The sequence below is a fragment of the Paraburkholderia pallida genome (genome assembly GCF_004524855.1).
GTDB classification, from domain to species: domain Bacteria; phylum Pseudomonadota; class Gammaproteobacteria; order Burkholderiales; family Burkholderiaceae; genus Paraburkholderia; species Paraburkholderia oxyphila.
Map to the genome: position 1 here is coordinate 2,230,815 of NZ_CP038148.1, position 15,375 is coordinate 2,246,189.

At 66.2% G+C, this 15,375-nt stretch carries 15 protein-coding genes; 9 read left to right on the forward strand and 6 right to left on the reverse strand.

What is annotated here, in order from left to right; genetic code table 11:
- Nucleotides 1-145: 145 nt before the first annotated feature.
- Complete coding sequence (locus E1956_RS10140) at nucleotides 146-886, forward strand: 3-ketoacyl-ACP reductase (RefSeq protein ID WP_134748529.1); 741 nt, start codon at nucleotides 146-148, stop codon at nucleotides 884-886.
- 156 nt (nucleotides 887-1,042) lie between these two features.
- Nucleotides 1,043-1,654 carry a polyhydroxyalkanoate synthesis repressor PhaR gene (phaR, locus tag E1956_RS10145; protein ID WP_232071086.1) on the forward strand — a complete coding sequence of 204 codons (612 nt, stop codon included), beginning with the start codon at nucleotides 1,043-1,045 and terminating at the stop codon, nucleotides 1,652-1,654.
- Between the two features lie 30 nt (nucleotides 1,655-1,684).
- On the opposite strand, the gene E1956_RS10150 is transcribed toward phaR, so the two are convergent.
- Entirely contained in the window at nucleotides 1,685-1,969 is a 285-nt protein-coding gene (locus E1956_RS10150; RefSeq protein ID WP_028216452.1) for a helix-turn-helix domain-containing protein, read from the reverse strand.
- Nucleotides 1,962-2,276, reverse strand: coding sequence for a hypothetical protein (locus E1956_RS10155; protein WP_028216451.1), 315 nt, complete (start codon nucleotides 2,274-2,276; stop codon nucleotides 1,962-1,964). The genes E1956_RS10150 and E1956_RS10155 overlap by 8 nt, the downstream gene beginning before the upstream one ends.
- A gap of 270 nt (nucleotides 2,277-2,546) precedes the next feature.
- Between E1956_RS10155 and rimO the strand changes: the two genes are divergently transcribed.
- The 4 genes from rimO (at nucleotide 2,547) to E1956_RS10175 (ending at nucleotide 6,860) form a co-directional block, all read left to right on the forward strand.
- Nucleotides 2,547-3,884, forward strand: coding sequence for a 30S ribosomal protein S12 methylthiotransferase RimO (rimO, locus tag E1956_RS10160; RefSeq protein ID WP_197732783.1), 1,338 nt, complete (start codon nucleotides 2,547-2,549; stop codon nucleotides 3,882-3,884).
- A gap of 5 nt (nucleotides 3,885-3,889) precedes the next feature.
- Nucleotides 3,890-4,831 carry a sugar kinase gene (locus E1956_RS10165; protein WP_134748533.1) on the forward strand — a complete coding sequence of 314 codons (942 nt, stop codon included), beginning with the start codon at nucleotides 3,890-3,892 and terminating at the stop codon, nucleotides 4,829-4,831.
- Nucleotides 4,832-4,836: 5 nt separating this feature from the next.
- Nucleotides 4,837-5,439: a hypothetical protein gene (locus tag E1956_RS10170; RefSeq protein WP_134748535.1), complete on the forward strand. Its 603-nt coding sequence runs from the start codon at nucleotides 4,837-4,839 to the stop codon at nucleotides 5,437-5,439.
- A 206-nt stretch (nucleotides 5,440-5,645) separates the two neighbouring features.
- Entirely contained in the window at nucleotides 5,646-6,860 is a 1,215-nt protein-coding gene (locus E1956_RS10175) for a cystathionine beta-lyase (protein ID WP_134748537.1), read from the forward strand.
- Nucleotides 6,861-6,963: 103 nt separating this feature from the next.
- On the opposite strand, the gene serB is transcribed toward E1956_RS10175, so the two are convergent.
- Nucleotides 6,964-7,803 carry a phosphoserine phosphatase SerB gene (serB, locus tag E1956_RS10180; protein ID WP_134748539.1) on the reverse strand — a complete coding sequence of 280 codons (840 nt, stop codon included), beginning with the start codon at nucleotides 7,801-7,803 and terminating at the stop codon, nucleotides 6,964-6,966.
- A 309-nt stretch (nucleotides 7,804-8,112) separates the two neighbouring features.
- On the opposite strand from serB, the gene ligD reads away from it, so the two are divergent.
- Together ligD and E1956_RS10190 are read left to right on the forward strand one after the other, a co-directional pair.
- Nucleotides 8,113-9,189: a non-homologous end-joining DNA ligase gene (gene ligD, locus E1956_RS10185; RefSeq protein ID WP_418789215.1), complete on the forward strand. Its 1,077-nt coding sequence runs from the start codon at nucleotides 8,113-8,115 to the stop codon at nucleotides 9,187-9,189.
- 243 nt (nucleotides 9,190-9,432) lie between these two features.
- On the forward strand, nucleotides 9,433-9,990 hold the full coding sequence (locus E1956_RS10190) for a DUF6013 family protein (RefSeq protein ID WP_232071088.1): 558 nt from the start codon (nucleotides 9,433-9,435) through the stop codon (nucleotides 9,988-9,990).
- A 147-nt stretch (nucleotides 9,991-10,137) separates the two neighbouring features.
- Here the strand turns inward: E1956_RS10190 and E1956_RS10195 are convergent, their stop codons facing one another.
- Both E1956_RS10195 and E1956_RS10200 read right to left on the reverse strand, forming a co-directional pair.
- Nucleotides 10,138-10,962 (reverse strand): ABC transporter permease, encoded by an 825-nt coding sequence (locus E1956_RS10195; protein WP_134748543.1) that lies wholly within the window; start codon nucleotides 10,960-10,962, stop codon nucleotides 10,138-10,140.
- Nucleotides 10,959-11,711 (reverse strand): ABC transporter ATP-binding protein, encoded by a 753-nt coding sequence (locus tag E1956_RS10200; protein ID WP_134748545.1) that lies wholly within the window; start codon nucleotides 11,709-11,711, stop codon nucleotides 10,959-10,961. The genes E1956_RS10195 and E1956_RS10200 overlap by 4 nt, the downstream gene beginning before the upstream one ends.
- Nucleotides 11,712-11,839: 128 nt before the next feature.
- Between E1956_RS10200 and E1956_RS10205 the strand changes: the two genes are divergently transcribed.
- Entirely contained in the window at nucleotides 11,840-14,350 is a 2,511-nt protein-coding gene (locus E1956_RS10205) for an AsmA family protein (protein ID WP_134748546.1), read from the forward strand.
- Nucleotides 14,351-14,482: 132 nt separating this feature from the next.
- Here E1956_RS10205 and E1956_RS10210 read toward each other — a convergent pair whose 3' ends face one another.
- A complete protein-coding gene (locus E1956_RS10210; protein WP_134748548.1) occupies nucleotides 14,483-14,986 on the reverse strand; it encodes a hypothetical protein in 504 nt (167 codons plus the stop codon).
- Nucleotides 14,987-15,375: the final 389 nt, after the last annotated feature.

Below are 15,375 nucleotides of genomic sequence, written 5' to 3' on the forward strand. Positions count from 1 at the left end.
AAACGAAGCCACTCGACCTGATCCGACCCGATGCGCCGCGTGTTCAGGCGGCGCATCGCGCTTGACGCTGTAACGAGAGCAACAGGCAGAGGTGAGGCCGGGGCCGTCGGTCGGCGCTCCGGAAAACGATAATGGAGTGTGGTTTATGTCACAACGCATTGCGTATGTAACGGGCGGTATGGGCGGCATCGGAACGGGAATCTGCCAGCGCCTCGAGAAGCAGGGCTTCAAGGTGGTTGCTGGCTGCGGCCCGAACTCGCCGCGCCGTGTCAAATGGCTCGAAGACCAGAAAGCACTGGGCTTCGACTTCGTCGCCTCGGAAGGCAACGTTGGCGACTGGGATTCGACCAAGCAGGCGTTCGACAAGGTCAAGGCCGAAGTCGGCGAGATCGACGTGCTCGTCAACAACGCGGGCATCACGCGCGACGTGGTGTTCCGCAAGATGACGCGCGAAGACTGGACCGCCGTGATCGACACCAACCTGACGAGCCTCTTCAACGTCACGAAGCAGGTGATCGACGGCATGGTCGAGCGTGGCTTTGGCCGCGTCATCAATATTTCGTCGGTGAACGGCCAGAAGGGCCAGTTCGGCCAAACGAACTACTCGACGGCCAAGGCCGGGATTCACGGCTTCACGATGGCGCTCGCGCAGGAAGTGGCCACCAAGGGCGTGACCGTTAACACCGTTTCGCCGGGCTACATCGGCACGGACATGGTGAAGTCGATTCGTCCCGACGTGCTGGAGAAGATCGTCGCGACCATTCCGGTGCGCCGCCTGGGCGCACCCGAGGAAATCGCCTCGATCGTCGCGTGGCTCGCCTCGGATGAGTCGGGCTTCTCAACCGGTGCTGACTTCTCGCTGAACGGCGGGTTGCACATGGGCTGATCCCGCGCGCCGCGACCATTACAGGGGCGCGCGGCAGTGCAGGGATCGACGGCGGCGGCGGGCTTGTTTGCACGCCGGGGCAGGCACCGCTTCCGGGATCGAAGACAGCGCGCGATGGCAACGGCCGTCGCGCGTTGGCGCTTACAAGGGCGACACATGACGACTACAAAGAAAACCGCCGAACGACTGATCAAAAAATATCCGAACCGTCGGCTCTACGACACGGAGACGAGCACCTACATCACGTTGACGGACGTGAAGCAACTCGTGCTCGATCAGGAGGAATTCAAGGTCATCGATGCAAAGAGCAACGAGGATCTGACGCGCAGCATCCTGCTGCAGATCATCCTGGAAGAGGAGAGCGGCGGCCTGCCGATGTTCTCGTCGTCGATGCTGTCGCAGATCATCCGTTTCTACGGCCATGCGATGCAGGGCATGATGGGCACCTACCTGGAAAAGAACATCCAGGCGTTCATCGACATTCAGAACAAGCTCGCGGATCAATCGAAGAACCTTTACGAAGGCAACGCGATGAACCCCGAAGTCTGGTCGCAGTTCATGAACATGCAGGCGCCGATGATGCAGGGCATGATGACCAGCTACATCGAGCAGTCGAAGAACATGTTCGTGCAGATGCAGGAGCAGATGCAGAACCAGGCCAAGAACATGTTCAGCAGCTTCCCGTTCAAGCCGGCGACGCCCGCGTCGCCGGTTGCACCCGCACAAGGCACGAACGAAAGCGGCACCGACGAGGAAGAGAAGAAGTAAGTCTGGGCTCCGGTGGAGCCCAGACAGCGCTCAGGCGGTCTTCAGATCGCGCAGCGCTTCCGGATGGAGCTCGGCGACGCGCAGCAGGGTCTGCGCGGCGCCGGTTGGCTGCCGGCGCCCCTGTTCCCAGTCCTGCAGCGTGCGCGTGGACACGCCAAGCAGTGCCGCAAAGGCACTCTGCGAGAGCCCGACCTTGGCGCGCGCGAGCGCGGCGGCGGTGGGCTCGACCCGCGTGGTGCGCGCCGCGCGCCCGCTCTTCATTTCACGGACCGACTTCAGCAGGTCCGCCTGAAACTGTTCCAATTCCTTATCCACGTTCCACCTCTTCGCGCAGCCGGTTGAGAAAGGCCGCCGGCAGGTTGTCGAATTTCGCCTTCGTGTAGACGATCAGCAGCCAGATGCAGCCGTCTCGCAGGACGTTGTAGTAGATGACGCGCGTGCCGCCCCGTTTGCCGAAGCCGAAGCGTCTCCAGCGCACTTTGCGCAAACCGCCCGTGCCCGGGATGACATCGCCGGCAAGCGGGTTGTCGGCAAGCCATGTGATGAACGCCTCGCGTTCGGAATCGCGCCAGACTTCGGCCGCATAGCGCTGGAACGTCTCGGTTTCGATGATCGTGAGCATGGAGCGCGTCGAGATAGATTATACGGCAATGCCGTATTTTTGTTGGAGAATGAATCGAAGAAGGTTGACCGAAGTCCATTCTTCTTCCGACCCTGACTCCACTCGATGCTAGCCAGCCATGGCGTGCCGTTCGATACGCCGAACGGGTAAAATGGCGGATTGGCTTGATCTCGCACGGCGCATTCTTTGCCCTGCGCCCCACATCCGGACGTACACGTGAAAAACCCTGTTGAATCAACGACCCCCCGCAATCCTGCTCCGCGCGTCGGGATGGTTTCCCTCGGCTGCCCGAAGGCCCTTGTCGACTCCGAGCAGATCCTTACCCAGCTGCGCGCCGAGGGCTACGAGATTTCGGGGTCGTATGAGGGTGCCGATCTGGTCGTGGTCAATACCTGTGGTTTCATCGACGAAGCCGTGCAGGAGAGCCTCGACGCCATCGGCGAGGCGCTCAACGAAAACGGCAAGGTGATCGTCACCGGGTGCCTTGGCGCGAAGGCCAGTGCGAGCGGCTCGAATCTCATCGAGGAAGTGCATCCGAAGGTGCTCGCCGTGACGGGCCCGCACGCCGTGGGCGAAGTCATGCAGGCGGTGCACAGCCATCTGCCCAAGCCGCATGATCCGTTCGTCGACCTCGTGCCGGCGGCGGGCGTGAAGCTGACGCCGCGCCACTACGCGTATCTCAAGATCTCCGAAGGCTGCAATCACCGCTGCACCTTCTGCATCATTCCGTCGATGCGCGGCGATCTCGTCTCGCGTCCGGTTGCCGAAGTCATGCTCGAAGCGGAAAACCTCTTCAAGTCGGGCGTGAAGGAGCTGCTCGTCATTTCGCAGGACACGAGCGCCTATGGCGTCGACGTGAAGTACCGCACCGGCTTCTGGAACGGCAAGCCCATCAAGACGCGCATGACCGACCTGGTCGCGGCGCTTGGCGAGCTGGCCGCGCAGTACGGCGCGTGGGTGCGTCTGCACTACGTGTACCCGTACCCGAGCGTGGACGAGGTCATTCCGCTCATGGCGCAGGGCCCGTTCAAGGGCCACGTGCTGCCGTACCTCGACGTGCCGTTCCAGCACGCGCACCCGGAGGTGCTCAAGCGCATGAAGCGTCCCGCGAACGCGGAGAAGGTGATGGAGCGCGTCAAGGCGTGGCGCGAGATGTGCCCGGACCTCACGATCCGCAGCACCTTCATCGCCGGCTTCCCCGGCGAGACCGAAGAGCAGTTCGAGACGCTGCTCGACTTCATCCGCGAAGCCGAGCTCGACCGCGTGGGCTGCTTCGCCTACTCGCCGGTCGAAGGCGCGAGCGCCAACGAGCTCGACGGCGCGCTGCCCGATGAAGTGCGTGAAGAGCGCCGCGCGCGCTTCATGGAAGTGGCCGAAGAAGTGTCGGCCAAGCGCATCCAGCGCAAGGTCGGCAAGACGCTCAAGGTGCTGATCGACGAGATCAACCCCGACGGCGGCATCGGCCGCACGGCGGCGGATGCGCCCGAGATCGACGGCGTGGTCTATGTCGCGCCCGCGACCAAGGCCTCGAAGCGCTACAAGGTTGGCGACTTCGTTTCGGTGAAGATCACTGGCGCCGACGGCCACGATCTCTGGGGCGAGGTCTGATCGGCATGACACAAGCGACGGCAGCGACGCCCGCCATCCTCGCCTATGGCGAGGCCATGATCGAATTCAATCAGGCCGAGAAGGACAAGCCTGCCTACCTGCAGGGCTTCGGCGGCGACACCTCGAATTTCGCCATCGCGGCGGCGCGCCAGGGGGCGCGCACGGGCTTCGTCTCGGCGGTGGGCGACGATCAGTTCGGGCGTCTGCTGCTCGACCTGTGGACGCGTGAAGGCGTCGATACCTCGACGGTGCGCGTCGACGCCAGCGCGCCGACCGGCGTGTACTTCGTCTCGCACGGCCCCAACGGCCACGCCTTCGATTATCTGCGCAAGGGCTCGGCGGCAAGCCGCTACGCGAGCGCCGATCTGCCGCTCGCCACGCTGGCTGCGGCGCGCGTCCTGCATCTATCGGGCATCAGCGTCGCGATCGGCGAAGCCGCCTGCGACGCGGCGTTCGCGGCGATCGAGCATGCGCGCGCGAATGGCGTGCAGGTGAGTTTCGATACGAACCTGCGCCTGAAGCTCTGGCCGCTCGCCCGCGCCCGCGCGGTCATGACCGAGGTGCTGCGCGCCACCGACATCTGCCTGCCCAGCTGGGACGACGTCGCGGTGCTGACCGGTCTCGACGATCGTGACGCGATTGTCGACCATCTGCTCTCGCTCGGGCCGCGCGTCGTTGCGCTCAAGCTCGGCAAGGAGGGCGCTTACGTGGCGACGCCGCACGAGCGCCGCCTCGTGCCGGGCCGCGTCGTGACGGCCGTCGACGCCACCGGCGCCGGCGACTGCTTTGGCGGTGCGTTCATCGCGCGCATCGTGGCCGGCGACGATCCGTTCGCGGCGGCGCATTATGCGAACGCGGCTGCGGCGCTTTCGACGCAAGGCTATGGCGCCGTCGCGCCGATTCCGCATCGGGAAGAGGTCGAGCGCATGCTCGCCGCGAAGGAATGAGCCCAATGCAAGTTTCGACATCGAAAGTCTCGGGCGTCGCGCGCAGCGGCCTCGCGTGGCTCGCGGCGGCGGCGATTGCGTTGCCGCTTGCAGCCTGTGCCGTAGGCGGCAATACGGTGACCGGCGCTGCGAATGCATCGGGTGCGCCTGCGCCCGTGCATTCGTCGCTCAAGCCGAATCCGGAATTCGCCGGGCTCCCGCAATACGTGGGCACACTTGGCAAGCGGCCGATCGTGATGCGGCTCGGCGCCAAGACCGACGATCCCGAAGACAAGTCGGGCGTGCACGGCGAATATCAGTTCACCGATACCGGCGAGGTGATCCTGATCGCCGGCGATCGCACCGGCTCGACGCTCGAGGCGGAGGAGTCGAACGACGGCACGCACATCACGGGTAACTGGGTCGGGACGTTCGCAGCCGACGGCGCGCTCTCGGGGGATCGCATGGAGGTCGACGACTCGAATCCGCAGCCGTTTGATCTGAAGCCGCTTGCGGCGGGGGCCTCGTCGCCTGCGGTGAGCGCTGCGCACGCTGCCGGCACGGCCACGCCTGCCGCACAAGGCGGTCATGCCGTGGGCGGCGTCGGCAATCTCGTGACCGGCGAGTAACGCGCGCGACCGACGGCGCGGCAGCGACAATGCGCGTCACCAGCACAAGACCGCACGCGTTGAGCCGCTACGGCGAGCCGTCCTGGCGCAGGTGTTAATCTTGCGCATGTGGCGCGTGCCGCGGCTCCTGTAGCGCGTCGTCTTCGGCGTCGCTCAGGCGCCCCGCGCCTCCTAACCCTCAGCGTTTATACCGCTTGCCTTCCGCCATGAAGAAAACCGAATCCAGCCGCGCGCTGCAGACGCGCATTGTTCATCCCGAAGAAGAGATCACGCCCGGCTTCGAATCGTTTGCCGCGCCCGTCACGCGCGCCTCGACCGTCGTGTTCCCCGACCTCAAGACGGTGCGCTCGCTCGACTGGCGCAACGACTCGCAATGGCGTTATGGATTGCACGCCACGCCCACGTCCGCGATGCTCACGCAGCGTCTCGCCGCCATCGAGGGCGGTGAGTATGCGCTCTTGCAGCCGTCGGGCCTCTCGGCCATCTCGAACGTGTATTTCGGTCTCCTGAGGGCCGGCGACGACGTGCTGATTCCCGATAACGTCTATTCGCCGAACCGCGATCATGGCGACTGGCTCGCGCGCGATTTCGGCCTGACCACGCGCTACTACGATCCGATGATCGGCGCGGGCATCGCGGAGCTGATCCGCCCCGAGACGAAGCTGATCTGGCTGGAAGCGCCGGGCTCGGTGACGATGGAGGTGCCCGACGTGCGCGCGATCACCGCCGCGGCGCGCGCGCGCAACGTCGTCACGGCGATCGACAACACCTGGTCGGCGGGTCTCGCGTTCAAGCCGTTCGAGCACGGCATCGACATCTCGGTGCAGGCGCTCACCAAATATCAGTCGGGCGGCAGCGATGTCCTCATGGGCGCGACGATCACCCAGGACCGTGAGCTGCACCTGAAGCTCAAGGCCGCGCGCATGCGGCTTGGCATCGGCGTCTCGTCGGACGACTGCTCGCTCGTCCTGCGCGCGCTGCCGAGCATGACGGCGCGCTTCCAGATGCACGATCGCACGGCGCTCGCGCTCGCGACCTGGCTGAAGACGCGTGGCGAAATCGCCGCGATGCTGCATCCGGCCTTCGCCGATTGTCCTGGCCACGAGTACTACAAGCGCGATTTCACCGGTGCAGGCGGGCTTTTCTCGGTGGTGTTCGACGAACGCTACAGCCCCGCGCAGATCGACACGTTCTGCGAATCGCTCGAGCTCTTCGCGCTCGGCTGGAGTTGGGGAGGGGCGCATAGCCTCGTGATGCCGTACGACATCGCGTCGATGCGCACGGCAGGGAGCTGGCCGCATCGCGGCACGCTGGTGCGCTTCTACATCGGCCTCGAGGACGAAGCCGATCTGCGCGCCGACCTCGAGCGCGCACTCGCGACGCTGGAAGGCGGCACATTGCAGCACGGCCCCCAAGAATAAAACGGCCGCGTCTGTCGTTGGCGACAGGCGCGGCCGTTGTCTTTTCGGTGTCATGCGTGCCGCTGGTGTGGCACGTTTCTCAGGCGGCTCTGAATCAGGCGGCTCAGAAGAGCCGCAGCAAGCCGTCGAGCCCCACGAAGTTGAACGCGACGCTGGCCGCCTCGCGCACCACGGGCTTCGCGCGGAACGCCACCGAAAGACCCGCCTCGGCCATCATCTTCAGATCATTCGAGCCGTCGCCCATGGCAATCGCGCGGCGCGGCTCGATACCGATTTGCGCGCAGGTCTCGACGAGCGTGCGCGCCTTCACATCCGCATTGACGATCTCGCCCACGACGCGGCCGGTCAGCTTGCCGTCCACGATTTCGAGCGTGTTCGCGCGCGTGAAGTCGAGTCCGAGGCGCGCCTTCAGCCGCTCGGTGAAGAACGTGAAACCGCCCGAAACGAGCAGCGTTTTCAGGCCCGCGGCCTTCGCGCCGGCCAGCATCTTCTCGGCGCCGGGCGAGAGCTGCAGGCGCTCTTCGTAGACGCGCTCGAGTGCGCTCGCGTCGAGGCCCTTGAGCAGCGCGACGCGGCGCGTGAGGCTTTCGTTGAAGTCCTTGATCTCGCCGCGCATCGATGCCTCGGTAATCGCGGCGACTTCGGCCTTCAGGCCGCAGAAGTCGGCGATTTCATCGATGCATTCGATCGTGATCAGCGTCGAGTCCATGTCCATGGCGACCAGCCCAAAGCTCGCGAGCGTGCGGCCCGGTTCGATGAACGCGTAGTCGAGCTGATGCGTTCCGCAATAGACCTCGAGGTCGGCGTGTTGCGCCGGCGCGGCGTCTTCGATGCGGATCGCGTGCGTGTCGATCGGCACGAGGCGGCTGCCACGCGCGAGCGCGAGCAGCGGCTTGTGGTGGACGGCTTGCAGCGGAGCAGGACTCTGGATGACGAGATTCATGACGTGAGCGGCGCTGAGGCTCCCGGGATGGCGCCCCGGAAACGGCGGAGGATCGGACGGGTGTCGAGAAAAAGGGTGCAAAGACCGGCATTCCGGCCGATGCACGCGGCGAAAGGCGAATTGTACCGTTTCGAGATGGGCTCGCGGCCCGCTTCAAAGCTTACGGAGACGAAAGCCGTCTTTTTAGGCACAATGAAAGCTCGTGCGGCGCCCGCCGGGGGGAGGCCGCCGCGTGCCGTCAACCGTACGTGTCGCGACTCGCGTCGCGCGATGCGTCGCAAGCGCTCGATGGGCGCAAGGGGAACCGGTATGCAGGACGCTCTCAAAGCCCAGACGGGCACCGCCCGAACACCGACCGGCGCGCGGGCCGAGGCAGTGGACACCGCGGCGCAAACTGCGCCCAGCGCGTCCGCACAGCGCGCGCCGCGCGCCGCAACTCCCCGGGCGCCTAAATCTCAACGGGCCTCTTCGGGCCGCCACGGCACCATCGGCGAAGTCGATGGCATACGCATCACCAGCGCGCGCCGCGTCATCGATGTGGCTAGCGGCACCCGCAAGCTCGATCTCGTGCGCTATTACGCGCGCGCCGCGCCCTGGCTGCTGCCGCAGCTGCGCGATCGTCCCGTTTCGCTCGTGCGCGCACCGCACGGCGTTGACGGCGAGGTCTTCTTTCAGCGCCACAGCGCGCGTTCGCCGATTCCCGAGGTCACGCAACACGAAGGTCTCGATCCCGGGCATCTGCCGCTCATCACCATCGACACGCGCGAAGCGCTCGTGCACGTCGTGCAGATGGACACGATCGAGCTGCACACCTGGAATGCTGTCGTCGCCGACATCGAAGTGCCCGACCGCGTCGTGTTCGATCTCGATCCCGATCCCGTGCTTGGCTGGGACCGCATGATCGAGGCGGCGCAGCTCACGCGCACGATGCTCGGCGAGCTCGGCCTCGAGTCGTTCTGCAAGACGAGCGGCGGCAAGGGGCTGCATATCGTCGTGCCGCTCGTGCCCGGCGCGAGCTGGGACGACGCCAAGGCGTTCGCGCGCGCGGTGGCGCAGCGCCTCGCTTCGGGCTGGCCCACGCAGTTCACGGCAACCATGGGCCCCGAGCATCGCAAGAAAAAGATCTTCGTCGATTATCTGCGCAACGTGCGCGGCGCCAGTACGGCAGTCGCCTATGGCGTGCGCGCGCGGCCCGGCATGGGGATCTCGGTGCCGATCGCGTGGGACGAGCTCGCCGATACGACGGGCGGCGCGCAATGGACGCTCGCGAATATCGACGCTCGATTGGCGCACGTCAAGCGCTCGGACCCGTGGGCGCGCTATGCGCGCGTGCGCCAGTCGATCAGCAGCGAGCTGACGCTGAGGCTGGAGGAGGGCGGCGCGTAGGCGCAGGCTTCGGCGCGCGCGGGGCGATGCGTTGCGCCGCGGCTGCGAGGGTGTGCCCGGAGACACGTTGCGCATTGCTAACAAAACGCGCGGCGTGGCAAGCCGGATAAAACCTGGTCGGGCCGACGTCATCGTCCGGCGCAAGCCTTCGCGCGGCGCGCTAGACTGACAGTAGAAGATCAGCCACGCGCTGCCCGCACCGCGTCTTTCGCGGCCGCGGCAGCTCCCGCCAGGAGGTGACGCATGCCTTGCAGCAGCTCCAGCCGCCCCCGCCGCACTCGCGCGGCGCTCGTTCATGTCGCCGTTGCCCTGTCTTGCGCGATCGCGCTGCCCGCGCTTGCCTCGACGCCCATCAACGTGACATCGAAGACCCCGACCGATGGCCCAATCCGTTACACGGTGAAGGTCACGTCGAAGCTCTACGGCGACTCTCAGGAAACCCGCACGCTGCGCTCGGGTGACACCGACGACTTCACCTGGCGCACCACGCCGCCAGGCGGCGCGGTGCCGACCGCGCAAAGCTGTCCGGACTACGGTTCGCTGCCGCTCGACGCGAACGGCGCGATGGTGCGTCAGACCCAGGTGCGGCTCGCGCCTATCGTCGCCAAGGACGGTACGGCGAACGTGCAGGTGAGCTTCCGGGCCCAGGCGCCGCGTACCGGCAAGTCGGCGGCCGGCGCGCAGTGCCCCGAGGTGGTCGCGCATAGCGAGGTGCTGCACTTCTCGATGCCGACCAACGGCACCGCCAAGACGCTCAAGCTCAGCGATGGCACGCAGTTGAGCATTTCGGCGCAACGCTAGCCGGCGAGCGCTACGCGCGGGCGGTGCTTCGCGAGCCGCGGGGCTCGCGCGCGTTACGACGGCTGGCTTGAAGACATGGGCGGCGTGCGCGCTGCTAGCACCGCCCATGGGTCAAGTACGCTGGACATCCTGGGCACGCCGGTCAGATCAGGCGCGCGCCTTGTTGCGCGCGTCCCGCTCGACGAGCCGCGCGGCCAGAAAGCAATGCTCGATCGAAAAGAGCCGCCGGTAGCTGAGCACCACGGCGCCCACGGTGCCGAGCGCCGACGATGCCGCGATCAGGAACATGATCACGATTTGATAGCGCACCGCCTGCAGCGGCGACTGTCCGGCCAGCACCTGGCCCGTCATCATGCCGGGCAGGCTCACCACACCCACCACGGCCATCTGGTTGAGCGTCGGGATCATGCCCGCGCGCACGGCTTCGCGCGCGCACGCCTGGGCCGCCTCCCAGCGCGTGGCGCCGAGCGCGAGGGCGCTCTCCACGCGATCGCGCCGCGCCGTGAGTTCCTGCATCATGCGCTCGACGCCGAGCGAGACGCCCGTGAGCGTATTGCCGAGAATCATGCCGAGGATCGGTATCGCGTATTGCGGCTCGTACCACGGCCGAATGCGGATCACGACGAACAGGCCCACCGCCGCGACGAGCCACGCGCTGATCCAGATCGACACGATGCTGTCCACGCGCTGGCCCGCGTAGGTGCGTGCGCCGCGCTGCGAGCCCGCAATGCCGGCGATGAGCGTCATCAGCGCCATCAGCGGCAGCACCGCGTACCAGCGGTTGAACGCGAACACCCAGCCGAGCACGTAGCCAATCGCGAGCAGCTGCACGACGGTGCGCACGGCGGCCCAGGCGAGCTTGCGCTCGAGGTCGAGCTTGAGCAGCACCGATACGGCGCCGTTGACGAACACCAGCAGCGCCGCGATGGCGACGTCGCCGATGCCGAGGTTCTGCAGCACGCCGGGGCTCATCGCAGCGCTCCCATGTCGGCTTGCGCGGAGGCGGGCGCCTCGAGCACGCCCGCGCGCATCGTGATGTGGCGCTCGCCCACGCGTTGCGCCTGCGCCGGATCGTGCGAGACCCAAACGGTGGCGCGCGCCGCGCGCTCGTGCTCGAACCATTGCGCGATCAGCGTCTCGACCGCGCGCGCCGATTCGGGATCGAGCGAGGCCGTGGGCTCGTCGAGCAGCAGCGCTTCCGGATCGAGCTGCAGCACGCGCACGAGCGCGACGATCTGCGCTTCGCCGCCGGAGAGCTCGTCGGTGGCGCGCGCGAGGAAACCGGGCCCTCGGCCCGCCGCGTCGAAGAGCGCCTGTGCGCGCGCGGCGTCGAAGGCAGCGTCGCGGTAGACCGCGAGCGAATAAGGGTAGCGCAGGTTGTCTTCCACGGTGCCGTCGATGAGCGCGGGCCGCTGCCGGAGATAGGCGATGTGGCGCCGGTAGCGCGGAATCTGCGCATGGGCGATCGCGTGGCCGTGCCAGTGCAGCACGCCGCCGTCGAGCGGATCGAGCAGCGCGAGCGCGCGCAGGAACACGCTCTTGCCCGAGCCGGACGGCCCCGTGAGCACGACGCGCTGACCCGCGTGCAGCGCGAAGTCGGTGGGGTGCAGCAAGACCTGGCCGCGCTGGGCGTCGCGGCGCGTGATGCGTTGGGCTTCGATGAGCGGCGCGATGGCTGTCGCGTCAACGCGGGAGCGGCTCAAATCGTTCTGATGAGTCATCGGAGAAAGGCAAACTAAGTAGGCCGCGGCAGGGCGCGCGACGTGATGCAGTGCATCGTGGACGCAACCGGGCACGCAGGCTGCTGCACTATCGTTGGCGAAACAACAATGCATAACATGGAGTGCGCATGACGTCACCGCAACCCAAGGCCCATGGCTTCGGCCGCCCGCTCGCCAAGATCTTCGCATGGCTGGTGGCGGTTGTCGTCGTGCTCGTCGCTGCGCTTGGCGTCTTCATTTACACCTTCGACTGGAATCGCGCCAGACCCTATGTCAACGAAAAGGTGACGGAAGCCATCGGGCGGCCGTTCGCCATCGTCGGCGACCTTAAGGTGGGCTGGCGCAGAGCGCCGAGCGAAACGGGCTGGCGCGCCTGGGTGCCCTGGCCGCGTTTTTCGGCCACGCAGATCGAAGTGGCGAATCCCGACTGGACGAAGACGCCGCACTTCGCCACGATCGACGAGGTCGATTTCGAAGTGGCCGTGCTGCCGCTCATCGCGCACGACATCGTGATTCCGGCGATCAATCTCATGAATCCGGCCATCGATATCGAGCGGCTTGCGGATGGGCGCAATAACTGGACCTTCAAGCTGGCTTCGTCTGGCGGCCCTTCCACGTGGAAGCTCGATCTGCACGACATCACGTTCTCCGATGGCAACATCGCCGTGGACGATCAGCAGACGAAAACCGACGTGAAAATCGCCGTGAGCCTGCTCGGCCACGGGATACCGATCGGCAAGGTGATGGAGCAGCAGGAGGCGGCGTCGCGCCAGGGCTCGGCACAGGTGATCGGGCGCGCGGGGGCGAACCGGCTCGCGCAGCAGGCGCAGAAGCAGCAGGCGTCGGAGGCGGCTGCGGCGAGTGCGGCCAGTGCGGCCAGTGCGGCCAGTGCGGCGAGCGGTGCCGGCAGCGCGTCCGGGGCGATGGCTGCGGCTTCCAGTGCGCCAGCCGCAAGCGGCGCTGCAGCCTCTCAGAGTGCCGGTGCGAAGCTGGCCACGAGCGGCGCGAGTGCGGCCAGTGCCGCGAGCGCAACAAGCGCGGCGAGCGCGCCATCCGCCGGCAAGCCGAATGAGCCGTTCTATGCCATCGGCTGGACGATCAAGGGCACGTATAACAAGACGCCGCTCTCGGGCGACGGCAAGTTCGGCGGCGTGCTCGCACTGCAGGATGCCAGCCGGCCATTCCCGATCCAGGCCGACGTGCGCGCCGGCGACATGCATATCGCGCTAGTCGGCACGCTCACGGACCCCACGCATCTCGCCGCCGTCGATCTGCGCCTCTGGCTGCAAGGCCAGAGCATGGCCCATCTCTACAAGCTGACCGGCGTGACGTTGCCCGAAACGCCGCCTTATGCAACCGATGGGCGCTTTGTCGGCCAGTTTCGTCGCGGCGCGAGCGTGTTCCGCTACGAGAATTTCACGGGCCGCGTGGGCGGCAGCGACCTGAACGGCACGCTCGTGTACGAGCAGCGCCAGCCCCGGCCGCTGCTCTCCGGCGAGCTCGTCTCGAACCTGCTGCAGTTCTCCGATCTGGCGCCGATCATCGGCGCGGATAGCAAGGCGAGCAAGGCCAGGCGCGGCGACACCGTCACGCAGCCGGCGGACCGCGTGATCCCTGTAGAGCCGTTCAAGACCGACCGCTGGAGCTCCATCGACGCCGACGTGAAGTTCACCGGCAAGCGCATCGTCAAGCAGGGCAGCCTGCCGATCCAGGACCTCTATACGCACGTGAGCCTGACCAACGGCGTGCTCGCCTTCGAGCCGCTGCAGTTCGGCGTGGCGGGCGGCACCTTTGCCACGCAGCTTTCGCTCGACGGCAGCGGCACGCCGCTCAAGGCACGCGGCACGGTTGCCGCGCGCCACCTGAAGCTCAAGCAACTGTTCCCGAACTTCAAGTCGATGCAGTCGGCGCTCGGCGAGGTCAACGGCGACGCCTCGCTTTCCGCTACGGGCAATTCGCCGGCGGCGCTCGCTGCCTCGTCCAATGGCGAAGTGAAGGCGCTGGTCACGCAGGGTACGGTCAGCCGCCTGCTGATGGAAGCGGCGGGCCTGAACGTCGCGAACGTGGTCTACGAAAAGCTGTTCGGCAATCGCGACGTGAACATCAACTGCGCGGCGGCCGATTTCGTCGCGACCAACGGCGTGCTCGATCCGCGCGTGTTCGCGCTCGATACCGACGACGCCGTGATTGACATCGATGGCCCCATCGATCTGCGTGACGAATCGATGGACATGAAAGTGCACCCGCATACGAAGGGCTTTCGGGTGTTCTCGCTGCGCTCGCCGCTCTACGTGAAGGGCACCTTCAAGAATCCGCACGTGGGTGTGGATGCCGCTGCGCTCGCACTGCGCGGCGGCGCCATGGTGGGGCTCGGGCTCATCAACCCGTTTGCGGCACTGATCCCGCTCATCGCGCCGAGCAACAACAAGCCGCTGCCTTGCGATCAGCTGTTTGCGCAGATTCGCCAGCGTCCGATGGCGCCACCGCCGGGCCAGAAGATGCGCGAAGCGCCGCTTCCTGGCAGTGGCGCGAAAGCGCCTTCGCCGTCCGCGTCACGCGGCGCGTCGCGCAACGCCGGCAATACGCCATCCGGCGCGGCTACGCAGCCCGGTCTGCAGAGTCTCTACAAGGGCAGTTGAGATTGCCCGCGCGCGCAACGCGCGTGGCTAGCACGCGAGGTAAAGCACGCGTGCCGCGAACCGCGGCGTATGGAAGGGCAGGCAGATGTAAAAACGCCCGGCGCTTGAGCGTCGGGCGTTTTTGAGTGGCGTTCAGCGCAACTGCTGGCGTGGTGCCGGATCGCCGGTGGTGTCCTGGCGGCGTGCCGCGTGCCGCGAACTGATGCCGGGCCGCGCCGCGCCGAACTCGGGCAGGATCCGCCCGCGCGCCCGGCTCGCGAACACGAGGAAGCCGAAACCGTCGGCCTCGTACCAGTAGCCGCCGTTCTCAAGCCCTTCGAGCGGCTGCTCGAGCGCATGCGCGATGGATTCGATGCAGCGTCTGCGCAATTCGCTCGTGCCGGGATAGGGCGGCTGCGCACCGCGAACACTGCATAACAGCACGTCGAGCCCAGGCAGCACGTGTGCATAGAGCACCGGCTCGTCCTGCGCACGCGCGCGCGCAATCTTCGTATCGAGTTGACCGAAAGGTTTGAAGTGGCTCAGTACGGCGAGAAAAGACTCGTCGCCATCCGCCTTGATGCGCTTACGCTTTTTCGGGAAGGACATAAAAATTCGCCTGAAAAAGGTGGATTGCAAAAAACGCAGCGTTCCCATGCGACCACTCCCGGACTGGTGCGCCGCACGTCGATCCTTTATAGCATACGGATTTGCCGGATTCACGAGAATTCAGGCACGTGGGGACCACGTCCAAAACCCTCACCGCGTCAGGCAAACGCCATGCCGGATCGCACGTCGCGCTCATGTAGGTATCCCGGCGCTCTTTCGCTTCTCTTTCACTTGTCTCCGGTCTCAATAATAGACCTGCACGCGCGTGCGGTGTGACGATTTCTCGGGAAAATGCCGGCTTTTCTCACTAGCGGGTGCGCATAGACACATACGTTGTAATCTCATAATTTCGCGCAGATAATGTTTCGGCTCAGGCGGGCGCGGCGATTTCACGCCGCGGGGGACCCGCCGCGCGCGGACCCGGACGGGGAGGTCCG